General features: G+C 53.8%; 23 protein-coding genes and 1 pseudogene. 15 read left to right on the forward strand and 9 right to left on the reverse strand.

Annotated features, from left to right (window positions below; all coding sequences use genetic code 11):
* Positions 1-34 precede the first annotated feature (34 nt).
* Complete coding sequence (hpnE, locus tag Q9J80_RS02290; protein ID WP_301673814.1) at positions 35-1348, reverse strand: hydroxysqualene dehydroxylase HpnE; 1314 nt, start codon at positions 1346-1348, stop codon at positions 35-37.
* A complete protein-coding gene (gene hpnD / locus Q9J80_RS02295; RefSeq protein WP_301673813.1) occupies positions 1345-2193 on the reverse strand; it encodes a presqualene diphosphate synthase HpnD in 849 nt (282 codons plus the stop codon). The genes hpnE and hpnD overlap by 4 nt, the downstream gene beginning before the upstream one ends.
* A 171-nt stretch (positions 2194-2364) precedes the next feature.
* Here hpnD and hscA point away from each other — a divergent pair, with 171 nt between their 5' ends.
* From hscA to fdx, 4 genes and pseudogenes are all read left to right on the forward strand, one after another.
* Positions 2365-4227, forward strand: coding sequence for a Fe-S protein assembly chaperone HscA (hscA, locus tag Q9J80_RS02300; RefSeq protein WP_301673812.1), 1863 nt, complete (start codon positions 2365-2367; stop codon positions 4225-4227).
* 236 nt (positions 4228-4463) lie between these two features.
* Positions 4464-5113: pseudogene (locus tag Q9J80_RS02305) on the forward strand (GIY-YIG nuclease family protein).
* A gap of 35 nt (positions 5114-5148) precedes the next feature.
* Positions 5149-5910, forward strand: a complete 762-nt coding sequence (locus Q9J80_RS02310) for a DUF2314 domain-containing protein (protein WP_301673811.1) — start codon at positions 5149-5151, stop codon at positions 5908-5910.
* Positions 5911-5965: 55 nt separating this feature from the next.
* Entirely contained in the window at positions 5966-6307 is a 342-nt protein-coding gene (gene fdx / locus Q9J80_RS02315) for an ISC system 2Fe-2S type ferredoxin (RefSeq protein ID WP_002213569.1), read from the forward strand.
* A gap of 183 nt (positions 6308-6490) precedes the next feature.
* Here the strand turns inward: fdx and Q9J80_RS02320 are convergent, their stop codons facing one another.
* A complete protein-coding gene (locus tag Q9J80_RS02320) occupies positions 6491-7078 on the reverse strand; it encodes an amino acid permease (protein ID WP_301673810.1) in 588 nt (195 codons plus the stop codon).
* A 197-nt stretch (positions 7079-7275) separates the two neighbouring features.
* On the opposite strand from Q9J80_RS02320, the gene iscX reads away from it, so the two are divergent.
* Positions 7276-7473 (forward strand): Fe-S cluster assembly protein IscX, encoded by a 198-nt coding sequence (gene iscX / locus Q9J80_RS02325; RefSeq protein ID WP_002248850.1) that lies wholly within the window; start codon positions 7276-7278, stop codon positions 7471-7473.
* Between the two features lie 67 nt (positions 7474-7540).
* On the opposite strand, the gene Q9J80_RS02330 is transcribed toward iscX, so the two are convergent.
* On the reverse strand, positions 7541-7942 hold the full coding sequence (locus Q9J80_RS02330; protein ID WP_014582432.1) for an RNA-binding S4 domain-containing protein: 402 nt from the start codon (positions 7940-7942) through the stop codon (positions 7541-7543).
* A 211-nt stretch (positions 7943-8153) separates the two neighbouring features.
* On the opposite strand from Q9J80_RS02330, the gene Q9J80_RS02335 reads away from it, so the two are divergent.
* The 7 genes from Q9J80_RS02335 to bioB all read left to right on the forward strand — a co-directional run bounded on the left by Q9J80_RS02335 (position 8154) and on the right by bioB (position 14569).
* Complete coding sequence (locus tag Q9J80_RS02335) at positions 8154-9113, forward strand: acetyl-CoA carboxylase carboxyltransferase subunit alpha (RefSeq protein ID WP_301669842.1); 960 nt, start codon at positions 8154-8156, stop codon at positions 9111-9113.
* Between the two features lie 67 nt (positions 9114-9180).
* Positions 9181-10491, forward strand: coding sequence for a tRNA lysidine(34) synthetase TilS (tilS, locus tag Q9J80_RS02340; RefSeq protein WP_301673809.1), 1311 nt, complete (start codon positions 9181-9183; stop codon positions 10489-10491).
* Between the two features lie 73 nt (positions 10492-10564).
* Complete coding sequence (locus Q9J80_RS02345) at positions 10565-11350, forward strand: TrmH family RNA methyltransferase (protein ID WP_301673808.1); 786 nt, start codon at positions 10565-10567, stop codon at positions 11348-11350.
* Positions 11351-11359: 9 nt separating this feature from the next.
* On the forward strand, positions 11360-11557 hold the full coding sequence (locus Q9J80_RS02350) for a hypothetical protein (protein WP_301673807.1): 198 nt from the start codon (positions 11360-11362) through the stop codon (positions 11555-11557).
* 12 nt (positions 11558-11569) lie between these two features.
* Positions 11570-11872: a DUF4124 domain-containing protein gene (locus tag Q9J80_RS02355; RefSeq protein ID WP_304672803.1), complete on the forward strand. Its 303-nt coding sequence runs from the start codon at positions 11570-11572 to the stop codon at positions 11870-11872.
* Positions 11873-11933: 61 nt separating this feature from the next.
* Positions 11934-13310 carry a UDP-N-acetylmuramate:L-alanyl-gamma-D-glutamyl-meso-diaminopimelate ligase gene (gene mpl / locus Q9J80_RS02360; protein ID WP_301673805.1) on the forward strand — a complete coding sequence of 459 codons (1377 nt, stop codon included), beginning with the start codon at positions 11934-11936 and terminating at the stop codon, positions 13308-13310.
* A 206-nt stretch (positions 13311-13516) separates the two neighbouring features.
* Positions 13517-14569, forward strand: coding sequence for a biotin synthase BioB (gene bioB / locus Q9J80_RS02365; RefSeq protein ID WP_301673804.1), 1053 nt, complete (start codon positions 13517-13519; stop codon positions 14567-14569).
* Between the two features lie 94 nt (positions 14570-14663).
* Here the strand turns inward: bioB and Q9J80_RS02370 are convergent, their stop codons facing one another.
* From Q9J80_RS02370 to Q9J80_RS02385, 4 genes are all read right to left on the reverse strand, one after another.
* Entirely contained in the window at positions 14664-15896 is a 1233-nt protein-coding gene (locus tag Q9J80_RS02370) for a CapA family protein (RefSeq protein ID WP_301673803.1), read from the reverse strand.
* A gap of 47 nt (positions 15897-15943) precedes the next feature.
* Positions 15944-17803 (reverse strand): dihydroxy-acid dehydratase, encoded by a 1860-nt coding sequence (gene ilvD / locus Q9J80_RS02375; protein WP_301673857.1) that lies wholly within the window; start codon positions 17801-17803, stop codon positions 15944-15946.
* Positions 17804-17895: 92 nt separating this feature from the next.
* Positions 17896-18018 carry a hypothetical protein gene (locus Q9J80_RS02380; RefSeq protein ID WP_283255173.1) on the reverse strand — a complete coding sequence of 41 codons (123 nt, stop codon included), beginning with the start codon at positions 18016-18018 and terminating at the stop codon, positions 17896-17898.
* 11 nt (positions 18019-18029) lie between these two features.
* Positions 18030-18686 carry a cytochrome b/b6 domain-containing protein gene (locus Q9J80_RS02385; protein ID WP_301673802.1) on the reverse strand — a complete coding sequence of 219 codons (657 nt, stop codon included), beginning with the start codon at positions 18684-18686 and terminating at the stop codon, positions 18030-18032.
* Positions 18687-18747: 61 nt separating this feature from the next.
* Between Q9J80_RS02385 and Q9J80_RS02390 the strand changes: the two genes are divergently transcribed.
* Together Q9J80_RS02390 and typA are read left to right on the forward strand one after the other, a co-directional pair.
* The gene (locus Q9J80_RS02390; protein ID WP_301673801.1) at positions 18748-19638 is read left to right on the forward strand and encodes an NAD(P)H-hydrate dehydratase; all 891 of its coding nucleotides are present in this window, start codon (positions 18748-18750) and stop codon (positions 19636-19638) included.
* 116 nt (positions 19639-19754) lie between these two features.
* A complete protein-coding gene (typA, locus tag Q9J80_RS02395) occupies positions 19755-21566 on the forward strand; it encodes a translational GTPase TypA (protein ID WP_301673800.1) in 1812 nt (603 codons plus the stop codon).
* 105 nt (positions 21567-21671) lie between these two features.
* Here typA and Q9J80_RS02400 read toward each other — a convergent pair whose 3' ends face one another.
* Positions 21672-21863 (reverse strand): hypothetical protein, encoded by a 192-nt coding sequence (locus Q9J80_RS02400; protein WP_301673799.1) that lies wholly within the window; start codon positions 21861-21863, stop codon positions 21672-21674.
* Between the two features lie 148 nt (positions 21864-22011).
* On the opposite strand from Q9J80_RS02400, the gene purM reads away from it, so the two are divergent.
* Complete coding sequence (gene purM, locus Q9J80_RS02405; RefSeq protein WP_301673856.1) at positions 22012-23046, forward strand: phosphoribosylformylglycinamidine cyclo-ligase; 1035 nt, start codon at positions 22012-22014, stop codon at positions 23044-23046.
* Positions 23047-23152 lie beyond the last annotated feature (106 nt).

Genomic DNA, 23152 nt, shown 5'->3' on the forward strand with positions numbered 1-23152 from the left:
TTGTGGCTTGTAAAGTATCTTCATGTCCTGACGGTCAAACTGTAATCAGATGGTGCAGACATGCTTCTGCTGCTGTAAATCCTGATTGTACCGCAGCTTCAAGCGTGGCAGGGTAGAGGGGGTGGAGGTAGTCGCCGGCCGGGTAGATTCGGTGTCGGTGCAGCCAGGTCAAATCAGGCAACGGGGAATTGGAGCTTGCAGAGGTCGTCGCGCGTTTTTCAGTAATGACGCGGACGGCTTCGGGTTCGTTTAAATAGGGGCAGATGCGCTTGACGTCGGCATGGATTTTTTCCGTCCACACTTGTCTGGTGAATGTACCGACGCGGTCGGAAACGCTGATAACGGCGGATACTTCGTTTGGGGACAGTCCGAGTTTCCCGCGGCTGAGCAGCCATTGTGCCGTTCCGTCGGCAAGTCCGGTCAGCGGTGCAGGTAGGCGGACGGGATCGGCATAACGCAGATAGACGGTGGTAATGGCATGATAATGCAGGTTTTGATAGCCAGACAGAATGTGTTCGGGTGTATCTTCAGGCAGGAGTGCTGCGGCATGATAGGGGGCAACGGCGAGAACTGCGGTATCGAAAAATTCCCCGTTTACCGATACCCTGCCGTCAGGTAAGGTTTTCAGACGGCATGCACGGGTTTCTAAACGGATATCCGCACCGAAATGCCTGAGTTTTGCCAGTGCGGGTTCGGCAACAATCATACCTAAATCCTGCTTGGGTAAAAGATAGTCGCTACCGGATTTCCCTGCCCAAACGCCGTCGGATAACACGTTGCACAATATACGCAGGCTTGCATTTTCCAAAGGCGTATTGAGTGCGCCCCATACAAGCGGCTGCCAAAATTGCGTAATGGCGGCGCGGGGGGTATTTCGTTGCCGCAGCCATTGCTCGACCGTCATGTCAGCCTGGTCGGAACGTGCAAACTTTTGCAGGCGGGACATATCGGAAAGCAGTTTGGTTTTGAATGTAAAAGGGAAGTGTCTTGCCAACAACACCCCGCTTAAAATGTGAAGCGGGGCTGGCAGGAAGCGGGTACGGAATTGCAGGCCTTCGTGCATATGCCACTGCAGAGGCAGGCGCAGAAAGGCGGTTTTAGGGTTGGAGTCGATTTCTTTCATCAGGCGCAATACGCCGTGATATGCACCCAGTAGGATATGCTGCCCGTTGTCTAAAAAACTGAATCCGTGGTTGTCGCCTGTCAAGGTGCGTGCCCGGCCGCCCGGTTGTCGACCGGCTTCGAACAGGGTAAGGTCGGTATCGCGAGCCAGCATTACGGCAGCGGACAATCCTGCCCAGCCTGCGCCGATGACGGCAATTTTCGGGCGGTTTTGCAAAGTGTTCATGGTTTGAATCCGAATAACCAGGTTTTTAAGGCAATGCGTTTTTTACGCGGGGAAGGAATGGCAATCTTATAGGTCAGGACATTTTGTACGCCGTCAAAGTCTATTTCGTTTAAAAGTGCGTAATAAACCGCCGCCATAACCAATCCTGCCTTTTGTGATTTTTTATCTGCGGCTGGCAGGAGAGATACGGCTTCACGATAGGTTTCACGCGCACGCTTTATTTGGAATGCCATCAATTCGGTGAAATTTTCTGTTGGCCGGCACTGCAAAATCACACTTGCGGGGACATCAAACCGCTGCATTTCCTCCATCGGCAGGTAAATCCGCCCATTACGGGCGTCTTCGCCGACATCGCGGATGATGTTGGTCAGTTGCAGCGCAAGTCCCATCTTGTCGGCGTATTGCAGCGTTTTGCCGTCTGAAAACCCTAAAATTCGGGCAATCAGACAGCCGACCACGCCTGCAACGCGGTGGCAATACAGTTTCAATTCTTCAAAACTGCCGTAACGGGCTTGAACCAAATCCATCTGCATCCCGTCGATTAAGGCTTCCAGTTCATATTTCGGCAGCTTGAAGGTTTCCTTAACCTGCTGCAAGGCCTGATTGACGGGGTGTTCCGGCATTATGCCGCCGAATACCTTGTTCAAATCGCCGCGCCACCAGTTCAATGTTGCCTGTGCAACATCGGGGTTGGAACATTCGTCAACCACATCGTCCAATTCGCGGCAAAAGGCATACAGAACCGTTACCGCATCCCGTTTTTCCTGCGGCAGGAAACGGAAGCCCGACAAAAAACTGGAGCGGCTTTCTTCTGCTTTCTGGCGACAATAGTCGAGTCCCTGCACGGCGGATTCTCCAAAACAAGTGTCAAAGGGTGGATTTTATCGGTATTTGGCAGGTTGGGGCAATTTCAGACGGCATGATTTATTCCCTACCGAACCGCTCAACTATCGGCGCGAATTCTGTTAAAATACCGATTCATCCCAATAAATACCGCATCCGAAGGCACACACATCATGGCTCTTTTGCAGATTTCCGAACCCGGCCTGTCCGCCGCGCCGCACCAACACCGCCTCTCCGTAGGCATCGATTTGGGAACGACCAACAGCCTGGTCGCCACCGTCCGCAGCGGCAGTGCGGCCTGCCTGCCCGATGCCGACGGGTGCGTTACCCTGCCTTCCGTCGTCCGTTATTTGGAAAACGGCGGCATTGAAGTCGGCAAAACCGCTCTGTCCGCGCAAAAATCCGACCCGCTGAACACCGTCAGCTCCGCCAAACGCCTTATCGGACGGACGCTTGCCGATCTGCATCAAAATACGCATTACCTGCCTTACCGTTTCGGCGACAATCAACGCATTATCGAACTGCATACGCGGCAGGGGGTGAAAACGCCTGTCGAAGTGTCGGCGGAAATCCTCAAAATCCTTAAATCGCGTGCCGAAGAAACCTTGGGCGGCGATTTGGTTGGTGCTGTTATTACCGTTCCCGCCTATTTCGATGATGCCCAACGCCAGGCCACCAAAGATGCCGCGCGTCTGGCGGGTTTGAACGTATTGCGCCTGCTCAACGAACCCACCGCCGCCGCAATCGCCTACGGGCTGGACAACGCCTCGGAAGGCACGTTTGTCGTCTATGACTTGGGCGGCGGCACATTCGACGTATCCGTATTGCAACTGACCAAAGGACTGTTTGAAGTCAAAGCCACCGGCGGCAACAGCGCGTTGGGCGGCGACGATTTCGACCATCGTTTGTTCTGTTACCTGCTCGAACAAAACGGACTCTCCCAACTCAACGAACAAGACAGCCAACTCCTGCTCTCGCTCGTCCGCGCCGCCAAAGAACAATTAACCACGCAAACCGAAGCGCGCATTCAGGCGACGCTTTCAGACGGCATGGCAATCGACACAAGCATCAGTCGCGCCGAGTTCCACAACCTGACGCAGCATTTGGTGATGAAAACGCTCGAGCCGGTCAAACAGGCGTTGAAAGACGCGGGCGTAACCAAGGCGGATGTCAAAGGTGTGATTATGGTCGGCGGCTCTACCCGTATGCTGCACGTTCAACAGGCAGTCGCCACCTTTTTCGGACAAACCCCGCTGAACAACCTCAATCCCGACGAAGTCGTCGCACTCGGCGCAGCCATACAGGCAAACGTCCTTGCAGGTAACAAAGCCGACGGCGAATGGCTGCTGCTGGACGTTACGCCCTTGTCGCTCGGTTTGGAAACCTATGGCGGCCTTGCCGAAAAAATCATCCCGCGCAATTCCACCATCCCCACCGCGCGCGCGCAGGACTTTACCACCTTCAAAGACGGTCAGACCGCGATGACGATACACGTCGTGCAAGGCGAACGCGAACTGGTTGCCGACTGCCGCAGCCTTGCCAAATTCACCCTGCGCGGCATTCCGCCTATGGCGGCGGGTGCGGCGCGTATCCGCGTAACCTTCCAAATCGATGCCGATGGGCTGCTGTCCGTTTCCGCCCAAGAACAAAGCACCGGCGTACAGGCGCAAATCGAAGTTAAACCTTCCTACGGCTTGGACGATGACACCATCACCCAAATGCTCAAAGACAGCATGAGCAACGCCGCCGAAGACATGGCGGCACGTGCCCGAGCCGAAGCCGTGGTCGAAGCCGAAAGCCTGACCGATGCCGTCAACGCCGCCCTCGAGTTGGACAGCGATTTGCTGGAAGCCGAAGAATTGCAACAGATTCGGCAAGGCATCGCCGATTTGCAAGGCCGTCTGAAAGACGGAAAAGCCGAAGACATCCGTGCCGCCGCCGCCAAACTCGGCAACATTACCGACAACTTCGCCGCCAAACGCATGAACCGCAACATCCAACGTGCGCTGACAGGCCAGAGTGTCGATAATATTTGATACTTAAATGGTTTCAGACGGCATAGATATAACCTGATGCCGTCTGAAGGCTCGAAAACACTTGAAAAAACATCGATATGGAAAAGTCAGGCATTGACTATTCGATGAAAACCGTCATCAAGGGCGTGTATAGTGAATTAAATTTAAACCGGTACAGCGTTGGCTCGCCTTAGCTCAAAGAGAACGATTCTTTAAGGTGCTGAAGCACCAAGTGAATCGGTTCCGTACTATTTGTACTGTCTGCGGCTCGCCGCCTTGTCCTGATTTTTGTTAATTCACTATATAAAATCGGCATTTCGGACGTAAGCAATTTTGAAGGCAGAATGCGCCATTTGGAAAACAACGGCTATGCGAACGTTGCTGGGTTGGAACGCATCCTCGCCGTCAAAACCGACAATTACAAAGAAAAAGAAAACCTGCTCCATGAGATTTTCAGCAAAAGCAGGATAGGCGATACCGAATTGTTCACCGTGGACGAAAACCTTATGAAACGTTTGTTTTATCGCTTCGCGGCGAAATCGTATTCCCGAAAAACGAAACGGCGGAATCGGAATTTGAAAAAAGCGTCCACGAACGCAGGCAGGAAGGGAATGCAGGGTCCGGCCGCAAACAACTGCTTGATTTGGTACGGCGCGGACACCGGGAATACCCTTACGCGCTGCCCCGGCTTTTGGCGGGCGCGGCATCCCACAAGCCGAAAAAATCGAAAATCCGCCTTTTTAAAGAAGCATATTTCGGCAAAAGCGGCACGAGGCTAACCGACGAAATTGCAGACGGCATCCATATTTACACCTGTTTTTCGCGGGCGGATTTGGAAAAAGCCTATTCCGAATATTTGGAACTTTTCAAATCCGAATCGGATGCCGAAGGCAGAAAGCCGCAGTAAGGTGCAAACAGATACCGTACACGTTGAGGAGCAGTATGATGGGCGATTCCGTCATTTATTATGTAGAACAGGCAGACGAACCGGTAAACCGTGCCGGCGAACGCGCCCGTAAAACATTCAAATACTTTTGGCGCGAGCTTTTTTGGGAACGCCGCCGCATTATTCCCGCCCTGGATTTTGCCATGGTCAAAGTCCCTTTTTTCCAAGACGGCGAAGACGGCGAAATTTGCGAACATATGTGGATCGACGATATTTATTTTGACGGTCTTTATATTTACGGTGTGCTGAACAATGAACCCGGCGGACTGACCAATGTCGAACAAGGCGAAAGCGTTTGCGTTCCGGTTGACGACATCAGCGACTGGATGTTCGTGTGCAACGGCATCCCCTACGGCGGTTTTACCGTACAGGCAATGCGCGGGCAGATGACGGAAGAGAAGCGTACCGAACACGATGCCGCATGGGGAATCGATTTCGGCGATCCCGGGCAGGTATTGCTGGTGTATGAAGAAAAAGAACATCCTGAAAATCTGGAAGAGCATCCGATGTGCCGGAACTGTATTGACGATTTCCGGCAACAGTTGTCCCAAAATCCGGATTTTCTGCATGAGCAGGACGAAGACGGCTATACGCCGCTTCATCATGAAGCCATCGCAGGAAATGCACTTATGGTTCAAGTCATGCTTGAATACGGTGCAAATCCTGCCTCAAAGACATCGGAAGGCTATACCGCCCTCGATTTTGCCCGCCTGATAGGCTGGCAAAATGTTGCCGACCTGCTCGAACCGCGACATTAGGCAGACAGTTTTCCGAAAAACGGACACAACCACTTTTTACAGAAAGACAATAAAAATGCCCAAAATCACCGTACTTCCACACGCAACATTATGTCCCGAGGGTGCAGTCATCGATAACGCGCCCGAAGGCAAAACCGTCCTTGATGTGCTGCTCGACCACGACATCGAAGTCGATCATGCCTGCGAAAAATCCTGCGCCTGCACCACCTGCCACGTCATCATCCGCAAAGGTTTCGACAGTTTGGAAGAGCCGACCGAATTGGAAGAAGACCTGCTCGATCAGGCTTGGGGCTTGGAAGCCGATTCGCGCCTGAGTTGTCAGGCGGTTGTCGCCGGCGAGGATTTGATTGTGGAAATCCCCAAATACACCATCAACCACGCGCGCGAAGAACACTGAAAACAGGCCGTCTGAAGCCGGCGCGCTTCAGACGGCATTGTTGCGCGGATAAGGCGCAATCGCCCGAAAACAGGCGTTCGTACAGGCGGAACTTTCGATTCTATATTGATTTTTATCGGTTTTCTGACGGAGCGGGCAGGTGAGGCATCCGAGACGGATTACTCGGGCGCGATGCACGGGTATTTACCGGTTTTGCAGCCGGAAAAACCGTCGGCGGGTTACTTTCAGGGTGGAGGTCGGGCGGTATGCCGGATAGCGTTCCACTTTCGCTTCTATATTGATTTTGATTGGTTTTCTGACGGAACGACCCGATGCGGCATCCGAGACGGCTTGCGTTTCTTCCTGTCCGCCTGCCGGATTTTCCCATCCTTGCGCGAAACCGAAAGAGACGGCGGCGCGGCGGACAAGGTCGAGATAGCGTCCTTCAAGCTCGGGGCAGGCGGCGGACACGCTTTCTGCCGTAACCGTGAAGCCGCCGCCCGACCCGGAAAGGCGTTCCGCAATCTGCGTGTAGATGCGCCAACGCCGGGCGCGCAACATTGCCGCATCGCAACCGGAAGCCGCTTTATCCAAGGCAATCAGACCGCGCCTGTTCCGGTAGTGAAGGCAAACCGTTACTCTGTAGAGGGTATGTTGTCCGTCCAATATTTGATACAGTTTGCGTATCAGCAGAATCAGACGGTCAAACTCCTCCATCTCCGACAGGGAGTCGGGATGGTCGGAAGCGGTATAAACCAGTTTGGACAATTTTGCGACCAACGGATTGTTCATCAATCTTCCTTGTCGGTTGAAACCCCGCTCTTCGGGGCGGTAGAATCAGATTTGTTTGGGAGGGGCAACTCCTCCCAGATTAGGACACATAGGGTGGTGTCCGGCGAGTTGAAACATTCAGCCATCCTCAAAGGGCGGCAGTTTTGCCGAAACATATTCTACACGGCTTCAATGCCGGACGATAAAAGGAAATTCATATGAAATGGACCGACACCCGGCGCATCGCCGAAGAACTCTACGACCTGCACGGCGAAACCATCGATCCAAAAACCGTGCGCTTTACCCAACTGCGCGACCTGATTATGGCATTGCCCGAATTTGACGACGATCCCGCCCGTTGCGGCGAACGCATCCTCGAGGCTGTGCAGCAGGCATGGATAGACGAGGCAGAATAAGTTTCGGCAATGCCGTCTGAAATACGGCGGTACGCGGTTCGTACTTCTGTTTGCAGCGGGAACGGTTTTACCAGTCTCCTTTTTTCAGCCTGTCCAGTTGGCGGCGGTCGCGCTTGGTCGGTCTGCCGTCGGGATAGGCGGAAGTGATGCGGCTGAATTGGTCGAGCTGTTTGCGCTCTTCCCTCAATGCTGCCGTTTTCGCGTCTTCTTCATACAGAAGCCGCGCCTCCGATGCCGGGCGGCGTTGGTGGTTCAAACCTTTAACCTTGATTTTATAGGGAAGGGAATTGAGCGTCAGGTCGATAATATCGCCGATGTCTATGGTTTTACTGTTTTTGACCTTCGAGCCGTTTACTTGAACCCTACCCAGTTCGATGTGCTTTTGCGCAAGTGAACGGGTTTTAAAAAAACGTGCCGCCCAAAGCCATTTGTCCAGCCTCATGGCGGAAGAATCGTGCTTGTCTTTCATACGATTTTGTTTGAAATAATTGAATTTGTTTCGAGTTTAGCATAAGATACGCCGCCTTATAACTAGTATATATGCACTAATCCTCTGTTTCCCATGCTGTCCGAACACAAAAAGAGGGTATGGAAAAGCCGTTTTGGACAATAAATTAACTGCGGAATATGCACAAATAGCGTATGATAGCGGCAGAATCTGTTGATGAGAGCTTCATTTTATGAAACCTGTTTTTTTGGATTTTGAACAACCCATAGCCGAACTGACCAACAAAATCGATGAGCTGCGCTTCGTCCAAGACGAGTCTGCCGTCGATATTTCGGACGAAATACACCGTTTGCAGAAAAAAAGCAACGACCTGACCAAATCGATTTTCAGCAAACTCACACCCGCCCAAATTTCACAGGTTTCCCGGCATCCGCAGCGTCCCTATACTTTGGATTACATTGACGCGCTGTTTACCGATTTTGAAGAGCTGCACGGCGACCGCCACTTTGCCGACGATTATGCGATTGTCGGCGGATTGGCGCGTTTCAACGGACAAAGCGTGATGGTTATCGGGCATCAGAAAGGGCGCGACACCAAAGAAAAAATCCGCCGCAACTTCGGTATGCCCCGTCCCGAAGGCTACCGCAAAGCCTTGCGCCTGATGAAAACGGCGGAAAAATTCGGCTTGCCTGTCATGACCTTTATCGATACGCCGGGTGCGTATCCGGGCATCGGCGCGGAAGAACGCGGGCAGTCGGAAGCCATCGGCAAAAACCTGTACGAACTGACACGCCTGCGCGTTCCCGTTTTGTGTACCGTCATCGGCGAAGGCGGTTCGGGCGGCGCATTGGCGGTTGCTGTAGGCGATTACGTCAATATGCTGCAATATTCGACCTATTCCGTTATTTCCCCCGAAGGCTGCGCGTCTATTTTGTGGAAAACCGCCGAAAAGGCGGCTGATGCGGCACAGGCTTTGGGTATTACTGCCGACCGCCTGCAAAAGCTGGACTTGGTCGATACCGTCATCAAAGAACCATTGGGCGGCGCGCATCGGGATTTCGGGCAAACCATGAAAAACGTGAAAACCGTTTTGGAAAAACAACTGCACGAAGCGCAAAGTATGCCGCTCGCCGATCTGCTTTCACGCCGTTTCGACCGCATTATGGCTTACGGCAAATTTTCGGAACAATAATTCGGGTAGAACAAGCAGCAAGCAGTTTGTCTGAAACTGCTTGCTTTTTCTTTATCGGGACAGAGCCGTGCTGACTTTAGATGCGTTTGAGCAATGCTTGAGGGATTGTTTTCCTCAAGGTCTGAATGGAAAAAAAACGGCAGTGGCATTAAGCGGCGGATTGGATTCCGTCGTTTTACTGCATCTGCTTGTCCGCGCCGGGAAACGGGCAGGATTTGTGCCGGAGGCATTGCACATCCATCACGGCTTGAGCCCCCGTGCCGACGATTGGGCGGATTTCTGCCAAAACTATTGCGATATGCTCGGGGTGGGGCTGGAAACGGTTAAGGTCTGCGTGGAAAAAAACGGTTTGGGCATTGAGGCGGCGGCAAGGCAGAAGCGTTATGCCGCGTTTGCCGAAAAAGGCTTTGACGTTTTGGCGTTGGCGCACCACAGGGACGATCAAATCGAAACCTTTATGCTGGCGGTCGCGCGCGGCGGCGGTTTGCGCGCTTTGGCGGCTATGCCCGCCGTCCGTCCTTTTGGGGAAAACGGCATCATCTGGCGGCCTTTGCTGCCTTTTTCACGGCAAGATGTGCAGGATTATGCAAAAAAACACGGTTTGCCGAATATCGAGGACGAAAGCAATAGCGATACGGCTTATTTGCGAAACCGCTTCCGACACCGTATTTTGCCCGAACTCTCGGCGCAGATTCCCCATTTCGGGCGGCATGTGCTGAACAATGTCCGCGCTTTGCAGGAAGATTTCGCTTTGCTGGACGAGGTCGTCGTTCAGGACTGCCGTTGGGTCTGTGAGGAAGGCAGTTTCGATACGGTGCGTTGGCAGGCATTTTCCCCGCGCCGGAAAACCCATATTTTGCGGCATTTTCTGAAGGAAAACGGCATCACCGTGCCGAATCAGAATGCCCTTGCCGACATTGCCCGCGTTTTGACGGAGGCGAAGACAGGCCAATGGACGCTGTCCGGTTTTGAGCTGTATCATTATGCGGACAGGCTGTTTGTGTTCCGATTGGAAAAAACGGATAAATTGCGGTTTTTGAAAGACAGGCAGGTAAGCGGAAATTTAAGGGAAATATTGACGGATCAGGGATTTGTTTTAAAACGCCATCCGTTCGGGCTTCCCGGGCATCTTTTGGAGCAGGACGGGATTTTGAGGACGGTAGCGGCATCGGATACGTTGGCCGTGGGCGGCATCCATAAAAATGTGAAAAAAATCCTTCAGGGGAAACGGGTTTTGCCTGCCCTGCGCCCAATCTGGCCGCTTGTTGCCGACAGTGGAAACCGCCCGCTGGCGTTGGCAAACTGTTGTGCGGATTTTCAAATCTCGGTTTCAGACGGCATTTTGCCCGTCCATCCTGACTTTCCCATTTTATTTTGATAATATCGCAAACAGATTTCGGCGGCGTTCAGCCGGGTATTGTCCGGTTGCATATTTCTAAAAGGCTTGTGAAGTGAAACACATCAGTTCGACCAATAATGAACACATCAGACACCTGCACCGCCTGTTGTCGCAAGGAAAGTTCAGACGGCAGTATGCCCAAACCGTTTTGGAGGGCGTGCACCTGCTTCAGGTTTTCCTGCAATCCGGCGGAAAGCCGCTCGGGGTATATATTCCCGAGGGCAAAATGCCGTCTGAAGAAGTCCGCAGGCTGAGGGCGGTTGTGCCGGAAGACAGGGTTTTTTCCGTTTCAGACGGCATATTGAAAAAAATCAGCAGCTTGACTTCTGCGGATGATGTGCTTGCGCTGATTGATATTCCGGATGCGGGTGCTTTGCCGGCCGGCGGCGACTGCGTGGTTTTGGACAGCGTGCAAGACCCGGGCAATGTCGGCACGGTGTTGCGAAGCGCGGCGGCGGCAGGGGTAGGTACGGTCGTTTTGGGCAGAGGTTCTGCGGACGCGTGGTCGCCCAAGGTGTTGCGCGCGGGGATGGGCGCGCATTTCCTGTCGGACATTTATCCGCAGGCGGATTTGGAAATATGGTTGGCGCACTATGAAGACCGTGTGTTTGCCACCGCCTTGCACGAGGAAAAGCAGGCGGTTTTGTACGGCGAAGATTTGTGCGCACCGACAGCCTGGGTGTTTGGCAACGAAGGCGCGGGTGTCGGTAAAGCGCTTTTGGACAGGGCGGACAAGTGCGTCAGGATACCGATGCACGATGCGACCGAGTCTTTAAATGTCGCGATGGCGGCGACAGTTTGCCTGTTTGAACAAATGCGCCAACGGGCGGCGTATTGAGGAAGAGAAATGCCGTCTGAAAAAATCTATTACGGCGTATTGATTTTCTTATGTATCGCTTCTATGCTGCTGTCGCCGTTTTTTTATGGCGGCGTTTTGAAGCCGAGAAGGGCCGTGCCGCATAAGGCGGGACAGTGGAAACTCATTTTATTGTCTAATGCCGTGACGGCGGCGGTTTTGGCTTGGATGTGGTGGAAATGGTTTTGAAGGAGTCTTGATATGAAAACATCTAAAATTATTGCGGGGCTGATGCTGGCTGTGGTGGTTCAGACGGCATCTGCGGCAGTGTATGAATGCCGCCAAAACGGTAAGGTCAGTTACAGCCAAACTCCGAGAAAACATTGTACCAACGCAGGTTTGGGGCGTGATCAGGTATACAGTTCGGTTAGGCCGGCAGTAAAAGACAGGGCGGAAAACACAGGGGCTGATGACAATTTGGATATGAGGAAGGACGAACATATCCAAAATCCGAAAGAGAATACGCATAAGGATGCTTCGAATACCGGTGCAAAGACGCATTGATTGAAATCGAATCAACCATTACGGTGTTGAACAATAGAATTTGAACGATTAGGGAACTCTGATGAAACACATCCACATTATCGGTATCGGCGGCACGTTTATGGGCGGGATTGCCGCCATTGCCAAAGAAGCGGGCTTTAAAGTCAGCGGTTGCGACGCGAGGATGTATCCGCCGATGAGCACCCAGCTCGAAGCCTTGGGCATAGACGTGCACGAAGGCTTCGATGCCGCGCAGTTGGACGAATTTAAAGCCGATATCTACGTTATCGGCAATGTCGCCAAGCGCGGGATGGATGTGGTTGAAGCGATTTTGAACCGCGGCCTGCCTTATATTTCCGGCCCGCAATGGCTGTCGGAAAACGTGCTGCACCATCATTGGGTACTCGGCGTGGCGGGGACGCACGGCAAAACGACCACCGCTTCCATGCTCGCATGGGTCTTGGAATATGCCGGACTCGCGCCGGGCTTCCTCATCGGCGGCGTACCGGAAAACTTCAGCGTTTCCGCCCGCCTGCCGCAAACACCGCGTCAAGACCCGAACAGCAAATCGCCGTTTTTCGTTATCGAAGCCGACGAATACGACACTGCCTTTTTTGATAAACGCTCCAAATTCGTACATTACCGTCCGCGTACCGCCGTGTTGAACAATCTGGAATTCGACCACGCCGACATCTTCGCCGATTTGGGCGCGATACAGACCCAGTTCCACCACCTCGTGCGTACCGTGCCGTCTGAAGGCTTAATCGTCTGCAACGGACAACAACAAAGCCTGCAAGATACTTTGGACAAAGGCTGCTGGACGCCGGTGGAAAAATTCGGTACCGAACACGGCTGGCAGCTCGGCGAAGTCAATGCTGACGGTTCGTTCGACGTATTGCTTGACGGCAAAAAAGCCGGACACGTCGCTTGGAGTTTGATGGGCGGACACAACCGCATGAACGCTCTTGCCGTCATCGCCGCCGCGCGTCATGCCGGAGTCGATATTCAGACGGCCTGCGAAGCCTTGGGCGCGTTTAAAAACGTCAAACGCCGGATGGAGGTGAAAGGCACGGCAAACGGCATCACCGTTTACGACGACTTCGCCCACCACCCGACCGCCATCGAAACCACGATTCAAGGTTTGCGCCAACGTGTCGGCGGAGCGCGCATCCTCGCCGTTCTCGAGCCGCGTTCCAACACCATGAAACTCGGCACGATGAAGTCCGCCCTGCCCGCAAGTCTCAAAGAAGCCGACCAAGTGTTCTGCTACGCCGGCGGCGTGGACTGGGACGTTGCCGAAGCCCTCGCGCCTTTGGGCGGCAGGCTGCACGTTGCTAAAGATTTCGATGCCTTCGTTGCCGAAATCGTGAAACATACCGAAGCAGGTGACCATATTTTGGTGATGAGCAACGGCGGTTTCGGCGGAATACACACCAAACTGCTGGACGCTTTGAGATAGCCCGAGCGATGCCATCTGAAAGCCCTTCAGACGGCATTGCCCGGCTGCGCGGCACAAAGGCGGAAAAACCGTTTGCCCCGTATTTTCAAACGCGTTACACTTGCCGCCGCTGTTTTCAGCTATTTGATTACCCGCAACCGCCGTCATTGCGCCGGCGGTTTGCCTGTCAGCGTCATTGCGCCGCTGTAAATACGAAAGAACACATTATGACCGTATCCCCCGTCGCCTTGCGCCGTAAGACCGAGCGCAAGCCGCATCCCACCGCGCGTTATTGGAAAAAATGCGATGTCGAGGCACTTTTCGGACTGCCGTTTTTAGAACTTGTCTATCAGGCGGCAGAAGTCCACCGCCAAAATTTCAACCCGCGCGAAATCCAGCTTTCCACTTTGTTGTCGATCAAAACCGGCGGCTGTCCCGAAGATTGCGCCTACTGTCCGCAATCGGCGCACCACAATACCAATCTGGGCAAAGAGCAGATGATGGATGTGGATGAAATCGTCGAAAAAGCCAAAATTGCCAAATCGCGCGGTGCCAGCCGTTTCTGCATGGGTGCGGCATGGCGCGGCCCCAAACCTAAAGACGTGGAGACGGTTTCCGCAATCATTAAAGCCGTCAAGGGATTGGGCATGGAAACCTGCGGCACGTTCGGTATGCTCGAAGAAGGTATGGCGGAAGACTTGAAAGAGGCGGGCTTGGATTATTACAACCACAACCTCGACACCGATCCCGACCGCTATAATGACATCATTCATACCCGCAAACACGAAGACCGCATGGATACCTTGGGCAAAGTCCGCAATGCCGGTTTGAAAGTCTGCTGCGGCGGCATTGTCGGTATGAACGAAACCCGTGCCGAGCGTGCAGGACTGATTGCCAGTCTAGCCAACCTTGACCCGCAGCCCGAAAGCGTGCCGATTAACCAGCTGGTCAAAGTGGAAGGCACGCCGCTGGCTGATGCGGAAGATTTGGATTGGACTGAATTTGTCCGCACGATTGCCGTAGCGCGGATTACCATGCCGCAAAGTTATGTCCGCCTCTCGGCAGGGCGCAGCAATATGCCTGAAGCAATGCAGGCGATGTGCTTTATGGCAGGCGCGAACTCGATTTTTTACGGCGACAAGCTGCTGACCACGGGCAATCCGGACGAAGACGGCGACAGAATCCTGATGGAAAAGCTTAACCTGTATCCCTTACAGTTTGAGCTGGAAGGCGAGGTCGTCGAAGTGGAAAAAGCCTCACGGATCAAAGTCGATTATTGATGATTACAAAAATGCCGTCTGAAACTTGAATGCCGTCTGAAACATTGAAAGGTTTCAGACGGCATTTTCTTTCAGACATTATTTTGAATATCTTTTACCGGCGCGTGATGCTGCCGTCGGGCGAGACATCCAGCCCGTTCCCCTTGGGGAAATCGCTGCGGTTCAGATAAATAATCCGCCCGATAACGGTTTTCTCGGGGTCGATTTTGGGGATTTTATCGCCGACTTGAGTGATGGGGATAATGTTGCCGGAAACGAACCGCCCCTGTTTGTCCGTAATAATTTTAAAAATGGGGGCGATGCCGCTGATGCCGGAGGTGTTGATTGCGCCGTAGGTGGCAAAGTTGCCGCCGCTGTAGGAGATGAAGCGGTCGCGGTAAAGTTCGACGGCGCGAGTAACGTGCGGCCCCTGCCCGAATACGACATCCGCGCCGGAATCGACGGCAAGCCGCGCAAACTCGACGACGTTGCCCCTGTTTTCCCCATAGAAGATTTCGGTATCGAACGGCAGGTGTTCCGCCTGTTTCCCTTCCGCGCCGCCGTGGAACATCACAATGACGATGTCGGCTTTTTGCTTGGTTTTCCGAATCAGTTTTCTGACTTTGGCATAATCGTTCAGTTTGACGGCGGCAAGGTGGGGGGCGAAGGAGACGAAGCCGTATCTCACGCCGTTTTTCTTCAGGATGGCGGTTTCAAACCTGTTTTCGATGCCCGAATATTTGATGTTCAATTCGTCAAGGTTGCCTGCCGTTGCCGTGATGCCTTGCGCGCCGAAGTCGTTGCTGTGGTTGTTGGCGAGGCTGAGGTAGTCGAATCCCGCGTCGGCAAGGTATTGCCCGTAGGCGGAGGGCGTGCGGAAAACGTAGCAGATGTTCGGATTGGCACATTTCTTCGGCGTACCGCCTTCGTCAAACAGCGTGCCTTCAAGGTTGCCGACGGTAATGTCCGCGTCTTGCAAGACGGATTCGACGTGTTTCAGGATATTGGTATCGGGCAGGTAATCGACCGGATAATTGCTGCCGAGCATAATGTCGCCGACCCCGATGATGGAAACGGTATCGGCTGCCTTTCCGTCAGGCGTATCCTGTCCGTCCGCATTGCCGGTGTTTGAAATGGGCGCGGGGTTTGAACCGTCAACCGGCAGTACGGGGGATGCCGTTCCGGCAGGATGCGCCGGAGGCTTGGTCTCGGCGGTTTGTGGCGCGGAAGCGGCATAAGGGGCGGCCGGCAGCGGCTCTTTCACATATTCGAGGGCGGTAAAGCCGCTGCCGATAACGAGGGCCAAAATTGCGGAAAATACCGCCATTGCCCAGATAAATTTGTCCATCATCAGACCTTTACTGTTCAGACGGCATTTGCCGCACGTTTTGGGGCTTATCTTTCGATTTGCGATACGTCGCGCACTGCGCCTTTGTCGGCGGAAGTCGCCATCGCGCCGTAAGCCCTTAATGCGGCGGAGACGTAGCGGTCGCGGTTTTCCGGCTTCCACGCTTTGCTGCCGCGCGCTTCCATTTCGGCTCGGCGCGCGGCAAGCTCTTCATCGGAAATAACAAGGTGGATGCTGCGGTTGGGGATGTCGATTTCGATGGTGTCGCCTTCGTGTACCAAACCGATTGCGCCGCCTTCCGCCGCTTCAGGCGAGGCGTGGCCGATGGAGAGGCCTGATGTGCCGCCGGAGAAGCGTCCGTCCGTCAAGAGGGCGCAGGCTTTGCCCAAGCCTTTGGATTTCAGGTAGGAAGTCGGGTACAGCATTTCTTGCATGCCCGGGCCGCCTTTCGGGCCTTCGTAGCGGATGATGACGATATCGCCAGCCACGATTTGGTTGCCCAAAATGCCTTCGACGGCGGCTTCTTGGCTTTCAAACACGCGCGCGCGGCCGGTGAATTTGAGGATGCTCTCGTCCACGCCTGCGGTTTTTACCACGCAGCCGCGCTCGGCGATATTGCCGAACAAAACCGCCAAGCCGCCGTCTTGCGAGTAGGCATGTGCTACGTCGCGGATACAGCCTTTTTCGCGGTCGAGGTCGAGGGTTTTCCACATACGGTTTTGCGAGAACGCTTGAGTGGTGCGCACGCCGCCGGGCGCGGCTTTGAAACGTTCGATGGCGTGGGTGTTTTCGGGATTGGTCACGTCCCATTTTTCGATCGCGTCTTTCAGCGTTGGAGCGTGGATGGTGTACACGTCGGTGTGCAGTTTGCCCGCTTTGTCCAATTCTTTCAGGATGGCGAAGATGCCGCCTGCGCGGTGTACGTCTTCCATGTAGTAGTCGTGGTTGTTGGGCGCGGTTTTACAGATGCAGGGGACGACGCGGCTTAAGCGGTCGATGTCTGCCATTTTGAAATCCACGCCCGCTTCGTTGGCGACGGCGAGCAAATGCAGGATGGTGTTGGTAGAGCCGCCCATCGCAATGTCCATGGTCATGGCGTTTTCAAATGCTTTTTTGGTGGCAATGCTGCGCGGCAGCACGGTTTCGTCGTTTTGTTCGTAATAACGTTTGGTGATTTCGACAATCATGCGGCCGGCTTCGAGGAACAATTCTTTGCGGCCGGCGTGGGTGGCAAGGTAGGAGCCGTTGCCGGGCAGGGACAGACCGAGTGCTTCGGTCAGGCAGTTCATTGAGTTTGCCGTAAACATACCCGAACACGAGCCGCAGGTCGGGCAGGCGTTTTGCTCGACTTCTTCGACTTGCCGGTTGCTGACATTGTCGTCCGCCGATTCAATCATCGCGTCAATTAAGTCCAAGCGGCGTTCGGGTTGGATGTTGGCCACGCCAATGACCTTGCCTGCTTCCATCGGGCCGCCGGAAACGAAGATGGTCGGGATATTCAGGCGCATCGCGGCAATCAGCATTCCCGGGGTGATTTTGTCGCAGTTGGAAATGCACACCAGCGCGTCGGCGCAGTGGGCATTGACCATGTATTCGATGGAGTCGGCAATCAAATCGCGGCTGGGCAGGGAATACAGCATACCGCTGTGTCCCATGGCGATGCCGTCGTCGATGGCGATGGTGTTGAATTCTTTGGCGATTGCGCCCGCCTTTTCGATCTCGCGGGCAACCAGTTGGCCCATATTGTGCAGGTGGACATGGCCGGGCACGAATTGGGTGAACGAGTTGGCAACGGCGATGATGGGCTTGCCGAAGTCGGTTTCCATCACGCCGGTGGCGCGCCACAATGCGCGTGCGCCTGCCATATTGCGGCCGTGGGTGGAGGTTTTGGAGCGGTATTCTGGCATAGTGTGTTTCCTTGTTTTCATGCCGTCTGAAAAGCGAAGGGTTTCAGACGGCATTTTGTACTGTGTTAGAGAGCTGGAAAAAAGAAAGTATTTTATACCAAGTATCGGTATTGTGTGGAAGTTGCGGAATGGTGGGATATTCTGTGCAACGGTATTTTTGAAGCAGCAATGTTCGGAATGCCGTCTGAAAGGCAGAAAAGGGCTTCAGACGGCATTGATGTCGGGTTCAGGACAGGAGCAGGATGGCGGCTGCGGCAAGCGCGGCAACCGATAATGCGGCGGCAAGCGCGGCTTTGCCTGCAAAGCGGATTGAGGTTTTGCCTTCGATGTATTTGAAGCCGGTTATCATCGGGAGAACGAGGTTTTTCTTTTTGAATACGCGGTATGCGGCGACGGCGGCGATGTGGATTGCAGAAAAAACGGCGAGCAGCTTGAAAAAGTTGAGGTGGATTTTCCGCATAAGGCTGCCCGTATGTTCGGAAACCAAATGGTTGAGGTAGCCGTTGGTGCTGAAGGTGTTTTCATCGGCGGCAAAAAGCCCGGTGCCGACTTGGAAGGACACGGCGGCCAAAAGCGCAACGACCATCAGTGCGCCCAAGGGGTTGTGTCCGGGCTGGATATTTTCGGGAATGCCGTTTTTCAGATAGCCGCGTATGCCTGCCCAGCCTTGGACGAAATGGGAAAAACGGGCGGTATCGCTGCCCCAAATGCCCCAGCAGATGCGGAATATGAGCAGGAAAAGGACGAGCAGCCCGACGCGCGTGTGCCATTGCAGCATATCGCCGCCGGCTTTCGCGCTATACCACATAAAGGGCAGGGACGCGGCAAGCAGCCAGTGGAAAAGACGGGTGGGGAAGTCCCAGACTTTGGTTTTGTTTTTCATAATCGGTTTCCGGCGGTAAAATCAGTTTCTTCAAGCCTTATTTTAACCGATTGGAGGGATAATGTTTCCCGTTTTCCGCATTTCAGGCGAAAGCCGCCGCCGTATGCTTCAGACGGCATTGCGTTTTCCCCATGTTTTCAAAGCCCGTGCGGAAGATTCGCACAAAGGGACTTTCGGCACGCTCGCCGTAGTTGGCGGCGCGGTCGGCATGAGCGGCGCGCCCGTATTGGCGGCATCGGCGGCAATGTATCTTGGCTGCGGTAAGGTGTGGGCGGGTTTCAATCAGGAAACGCTGCCTTTCGCCGTCATTGTCGGTTTTCCCGAAATTATGTTGGACACGGCAGACGGTTTGACCAAGCGTCAAGATATAAACGCCTGGGTTGTCGGTTGCGGCTTGGGTACAGGTAGGGCGGCGGTCAGAACGCTTGCCGGAATTTTGGCGGAACACACGGACAAGCCCGTTCTTTTGGATGCGGACGCGCTGAACATATTATCAACCGATGCCGAAACCCGAAATCTGGCACGCGAGTGTAAAAACCTGATTTTAACGCCACACCCCGCCGAAGCCGCGCGCCTGCTTGGAACGACGGTTGCACAGGTTCAGGCGGATCGGACGGCGGCAGTGAGGAAGATAGGGGCAATTTTCGGCGCAACCGTGGTTTTAAAGGGGCACAAAACATTGGTTGCCTCACCCGATACGGAAATCTATGTCAACGAAAGCGGCAACGCGGGATTGGCAACGGCGGGCAGTGGTGACGTATTAGGCGGCATCATCGGCAGTCTGCTTGCACAGGGCGTGCCGGTTTTTGAAGCCGCCTGCGCGGGCGTGTGGCTGCACGGCGCGGCGGCGGATGTCATAAAAGAATCGGCAGGCATTGTGGCAGGGCTGTTGGCGGACGAAATCGCCCCGGCGGCAAGGTGGTTGCGCAACTGGATAACTAAAAGTATGTAAGAAGATGCCGTCTGAAAGGCAAGGGTTTCAGACGGCATCTTCATTTCCCAAATACTGTCCGGTAAAGCGTGGTATAATGTGCAGTTATCTCTTACAGTTTTTGAAAAACATTAATTATGAAACAAATCCGCAACATCGCCATTATCGCCCACGTCGACCACGGCAAAACCACATTAGTCGACCAACTGCTGCGCCAATCCGGCACATTCCGCGCCAACCAGCAGGTTGACGAGCGCGTGATGGACAGCAACGACCTCGAAAAAGAACGCGGCATCACCATCCTCGCCAAAAATACCGCCATCGATTACGAAGGCTACCACATCAATATCGTCGACACGCCGGGACACGCCGACTTCGGCGGCGAAGTGGAGCGCGTTTTGGGTATGGTGGACTGCGTCGTCTTGTTGGTGGACGCGCAAGAAGGCCCGATGCCGCAAACCCGTTTCGTGACCAAAAAAGCCTTGGCTTTGGGGCTGAAACCGATTGTCGTCATCAATAAAATCGACAAGCCGTCCGCACGTCCGAGCTGGGTTATCGACCAAACTTTCGAACTCTTCGACAACTTGGGCGCGACCGACGAGCAGTTGGATTTCCCGATTGTTTACGCTTCAGGGTTGAGCGGTTTCGCCAAATTGGAAGAAACCGACGAGAGCAGCGACATGCGTCCGCTGTTCGATACTATCTTAAAATACACGCCCGCACCGAGCGGCAGCGCGGACGAGCCGCTGCAACTGCAAATTTCCCAACTCGACTACGACAACTACACCGGCCGCCTCGGCATCGGCCGCATCCTGAACGGACGCATCAAACCCGGTCAGGTCGTTGCTGTGATGAACCACGATCAGCAAATCGCCCAAGGCCGCATCAACCAACTGTTGGGTTTCAAAGGTTTGGAACGCATACCGCTTGAAGAAGCCGAAGCCGGCGACATCGTGATTATTTCCGGTATCGAAGACATCGGTATCGGCGTAACCATCACCGACAAAGACAACCCCAAAGGCCTGCCGATGTTGAGCGTGGACGAACCGACGCTGACCATGGACTTTATGGTGAACACCAGCCCGCTGGCGGGTACGGAAGGCAAATTCGTAACCAGCCGCCAAATCCGCGACCGCCTGCAAAAAGAATTGCTGACCAACGTTGCCCTGCGCGTGGAAGATACCGCCGATGCCGACGTGTTCCGCGTGTCCGGGCGCGGTGAGCTGCACCTGACCATTTTGCTGGAAAATATGCGCCGCGAAGGCTATGAACTCGCCGTCGGCAAACCGCGCGTCGTGTACCGCGACATCGACGGTCAAAAATGCGAACCTTATGAAAACCTGACCGTGGACGTACCCGACGACAACCAAGGTGCGGTAATGGAAGAACTCGGTCGCCGCCGTGGCGAACTGACCAATATGGAAAGCGACGGCAACGGACGCACCCGCCTCGAATATCATATTCCCGCACGCGGCCTAATCGGTTTCCAAGGCGAATTCATGACCTTGACGCGCGGTGTCGGCTTGATGAGCCACGTGTTCGACGACTATGCACCCGTCAAACCCGATATGCCCGGCCGCCACAACGGCGTGCTGGTGTCCCAAGAGCAGGGCGAGGCAGTCGCTTATGCCTTGTGGAATCTGGAAGACCGCGGCCGTATGTTCGTATCGCCCAACGACAAAATCTACGAAGGTATGATTATCGGCATCCACAGCCGCGACAACGATTTGGTGGTCAATCCGCTAAAAGGTAAAAAACTCACCAATATCCGCGCCAGCGGTACCGACGAAGCCGTGCGCCTGACCACGCCGATCAAGCTGACGCTGGAAGGCGCGGTTGAGTTTATCGACGATGACGAGCTGGTAGAAATTACGCCGCAATCCATCCGTCTGCGTAAGCGTTACTTGAGCGAATTGGAACGCCGTCGTCATTTTAAAAAGCTGGATTGATGTTTAAATGATACGCGATGCCGTCTGAAAAATTTCAGACGGCATTTTATTGGCCGGTATCGGGAAACGGGTTGTCCGATAGGTCATATATTTTCTTAAATAAAATCATTGTATGAACAATAAAAAAGTTTGTACCGGATTATCTGCGGACAGGTAATGCCCGTACTTCCGGTCTCGGAATGGTTGCCGTTTCGGGAAAGCCGCATTTTTAATTTTACGGGGCAATCCGTCAAAATCCGGCGGGTTTGTTTTTCCGGACAATTTTTCAAATACCGAACCTGATCTTGCTTGGGTCATCAACATCCTTGCACGGTTTGTCAAAAAATCTGTCATACAAAGAATATTGTTTACAATATTGCCCAAAAATCTGAACCTGCAAACGTGAAATAAGGTAGAATACGCCCCGTTATTTTACCGTCCAATCCCCATTTACCAAGGAAAAATGATGAGTACTTCATTGAGTTACCGCGATGCGGGCGTCGATATCGACGCAGGCGACCAACTGGTCGAAAACATCAAACCGTTTGCCAAACGCACGATGCGTCCGGAAGTATTGGGGGGTTTGGGCGGTTTTGGCGCATTGGTTGAAATCGGCAAAAAATATAAAAACCCCGTATTGGTCAGCGGTACGGACGGCGTGGGTACCAAGCTCAAACTTGCCTTTGATTGGGACAAACACGATACGGTGGGCATCGACCTTGTTGCAATGAGTGTCAACGATATTTTGGTTCAAGGTGCAGAGCCCTTGTTTTTCTTGGATTATTTTGCCTGCGGCAAATTGGATGTTCCGCGCGCGACCGATGTGATCAAAGGCATTGCCCAAGGTTGCGAAGAATCCGGCTGCGCCCTGATTGGCGGGGAAACTGCTGAAATGCCGGGTATGTATCCCGTTGGCGAATACGATTTGGCGGGTTTTGCCGTCGGCGTGGTAGAAAAAGAGAATGTCATTACCGGCCGCAGCATCGGTGCGGGCGATGTGGTATTGGGTTTGGCTTCCAACGGCGCACATTCAAACGGCTATTCCCTTATCCGTAAAATCATTGAACGCGACAATCCCGATTTAGATGCCGAGTTTGATAATGGCAAAACCTTGCGTGAGGCCGTTATTGCGCCGACCCGTCTGTATGTGAAACCGATTCTTGCCGCTTTGGAAAAATTTACCATTAAAGGTATGGCGCACATTACCGGCGGCGGCATTACCGAAAACGTGCCGCGCGTGTTGCCTGAAAACATGGTTGCACAAATCGATGCCGAATCGTGGGAATTGCCCAAGCTCTTCCAATGGCTTCAAAAGGCGGGCAATGTGGAAACCCAAGAAATGTACCGGACCTTTAACTGCGGCATCGGTATGGTCGTCATCGTTGCTGCCGAAGATGCCGATGTGGTTCAGTCATTCCTGAGCGGGCAGGGCGAGACAGTTTACCGTTTGGGTTTCATCCGCGAGCGTCAAGGGAATGAGCATCAAACCCAAGTTGCCTGAATTCCAAGCATCAAATGCCGTCTGAACCTGTTTCAGACGGCATTTTTATTATGCGAGCATTCTTTTTGCTTGCCATATTCGGGGGGGGGGGGGAAAATTTTTGTAA

Origin of the sequence: Neisseria blantyrii (assembly GCF_962747855.1) — a bacterium.
GTDB lineage: Bacteria > Pseudomonadota > Gammaproteobacteria > Burkholderiales > Neisseriaceae > Neisseria > Neisseria viridiae.

Excerpts from the sequence above, each read along its gene's own strand:
- hpnE (WP_301673814.1), bottom strand. The coding sequence starts at position 1,348 with ATGAACACTTTGCAAAACCGCCCGAAAATTGCCGTCATCGGCGCAGGC.
- hscA (WP_301673812.1), top strand. The coding sequence starts at position 2,365 with ATGGCTCTTTTGCAGATTTCCGAACCCGGCCTGTCCGCCGCGCCGCAC.
- Q9J80_RS02310 (WP_301673811.1), top strand. The coding sequence starts at position 5,149 with ATGATGGGCGATTCCGTCATTTATTATGTAGAACAGGCAGACGAACCG.
- fdx (WP_002213569.1), top strand. The coding sequence starts at position 5,966 with ATGCCCAAAATCACCGTACTTCCACACGCAACATTATGTCCCGAGGGT.
- Q9J80_RS02320 (WP_301673810.1), bottom strand. The coding sequence starts at position 7,078 with ATGAACAATCCGTTGGTCGCAAAATTGTCCAAACTGGTTTATACCGCT.
- iscX (WP_002248850.1), top strand. The coding sequence starts at position 7,276 with ATGAAATGGACCGACACCCGGCGCATCGCCGAAGAACTCTACGACCTG.
- Q9J80_RS02330 (WP_014582432.1), bottom strand. The coding sequence starts at position 7,942 with ATGAAAGACAAGCACGATTCTTCCGCCATGAGGCTGGACAAATGGCTT.
- Q9J80_RS02335 (WP_301669842.1), top strand. The coding sequence starts at position 8,154 with ATGAAACCTGTTTTTTTGGATTTTGAACAACCCATAGCCGAACTGACC.
- Q9J80_RS02350 (WP_301673807.1), top strand. The coding sequence starts at position 11,360 with ATGCCGTCTGAAAAAATCTATTACGGCGTATTGATTTTCTTATGTATC.
- Q9J80_RS02355 (WP_304672803.1), top strand. The coding sequence starts at position 11,570 with ATGAAAACATCTAAAATTATTGCGGGGCTGATGCTGGCTGTGGTGGTT.
- mpl (WP_301673805.1), top strand. The coding sequence starts at position 11,934 with ATGAAACACATCCACATTATCGGTATCGGCGGCACGTTTATGGGCGGG.
- bioB (WP_301673804.1), top strand. The coding sequence starts at position 13,517 with ATGACCGTATCCCCCGTCGCCTTGCGCCGTAAGACCGAGCGCAAGCCG.
- Q9J80_RS02370 (WP_301673803.1), bottom strand. The coding sequence starts at position 15,896 with ATGGACAAATTTATCTGGGCAATGGCGGTATTTTCCGCAATTTTGGCC.
- ilvD (WP_301673857.1), bottom strand. The coding sequence starts at position 17,803 with ATGCCAGAATACCGCTCCAAAACCTCCACCCACGGCCGCAATATGGCA.
- Q9J80_RS02380 (WP_283255173.1), bottom strand. The coding sequence starts at position 18,018 with ATGCCGTCTGAAGCCCTTTTCTGCCTTTCAGACGGCATTCCGAACATT.
- Q9J80_RS02385 (WP_301673802.1), bottom strand. The coding sequence starts at position 18,686 with ATGAAAAACAAAACCAAAGTCTGGGACTTCCCCACCCGTCTTTTCCAC.
- Q9J80_RS02390 (WP_301673801.1), top strand. The coding sequence starts at position 18,748 with ATGTTTCCCGTTTTCCGCATTTCAGGCGAAAGCCGCCGCCGTATGCTT.
- typA (WP_301673800.1), top strand. The coding sequence starts at position 19,755 with ATGAAACAAATCCGCAACATCGCCATTATCGCCCACGTCGACCACGGC.
- Q9J80_RS02400 (WP_301673799.1), bottom strand. The coding sequence starts at position 21,863 with ATGACCCAAGCAAGATCAGGTTCGGTATTTGAAAAATTGTCCGGAAAA.
- purM (WP_301673856.1), top strand. The coding sequence starts at position 22,012 with ATGAGTACTTCATTGAGTTACCGCGATGCGGGCGTCGATATCGACGCA.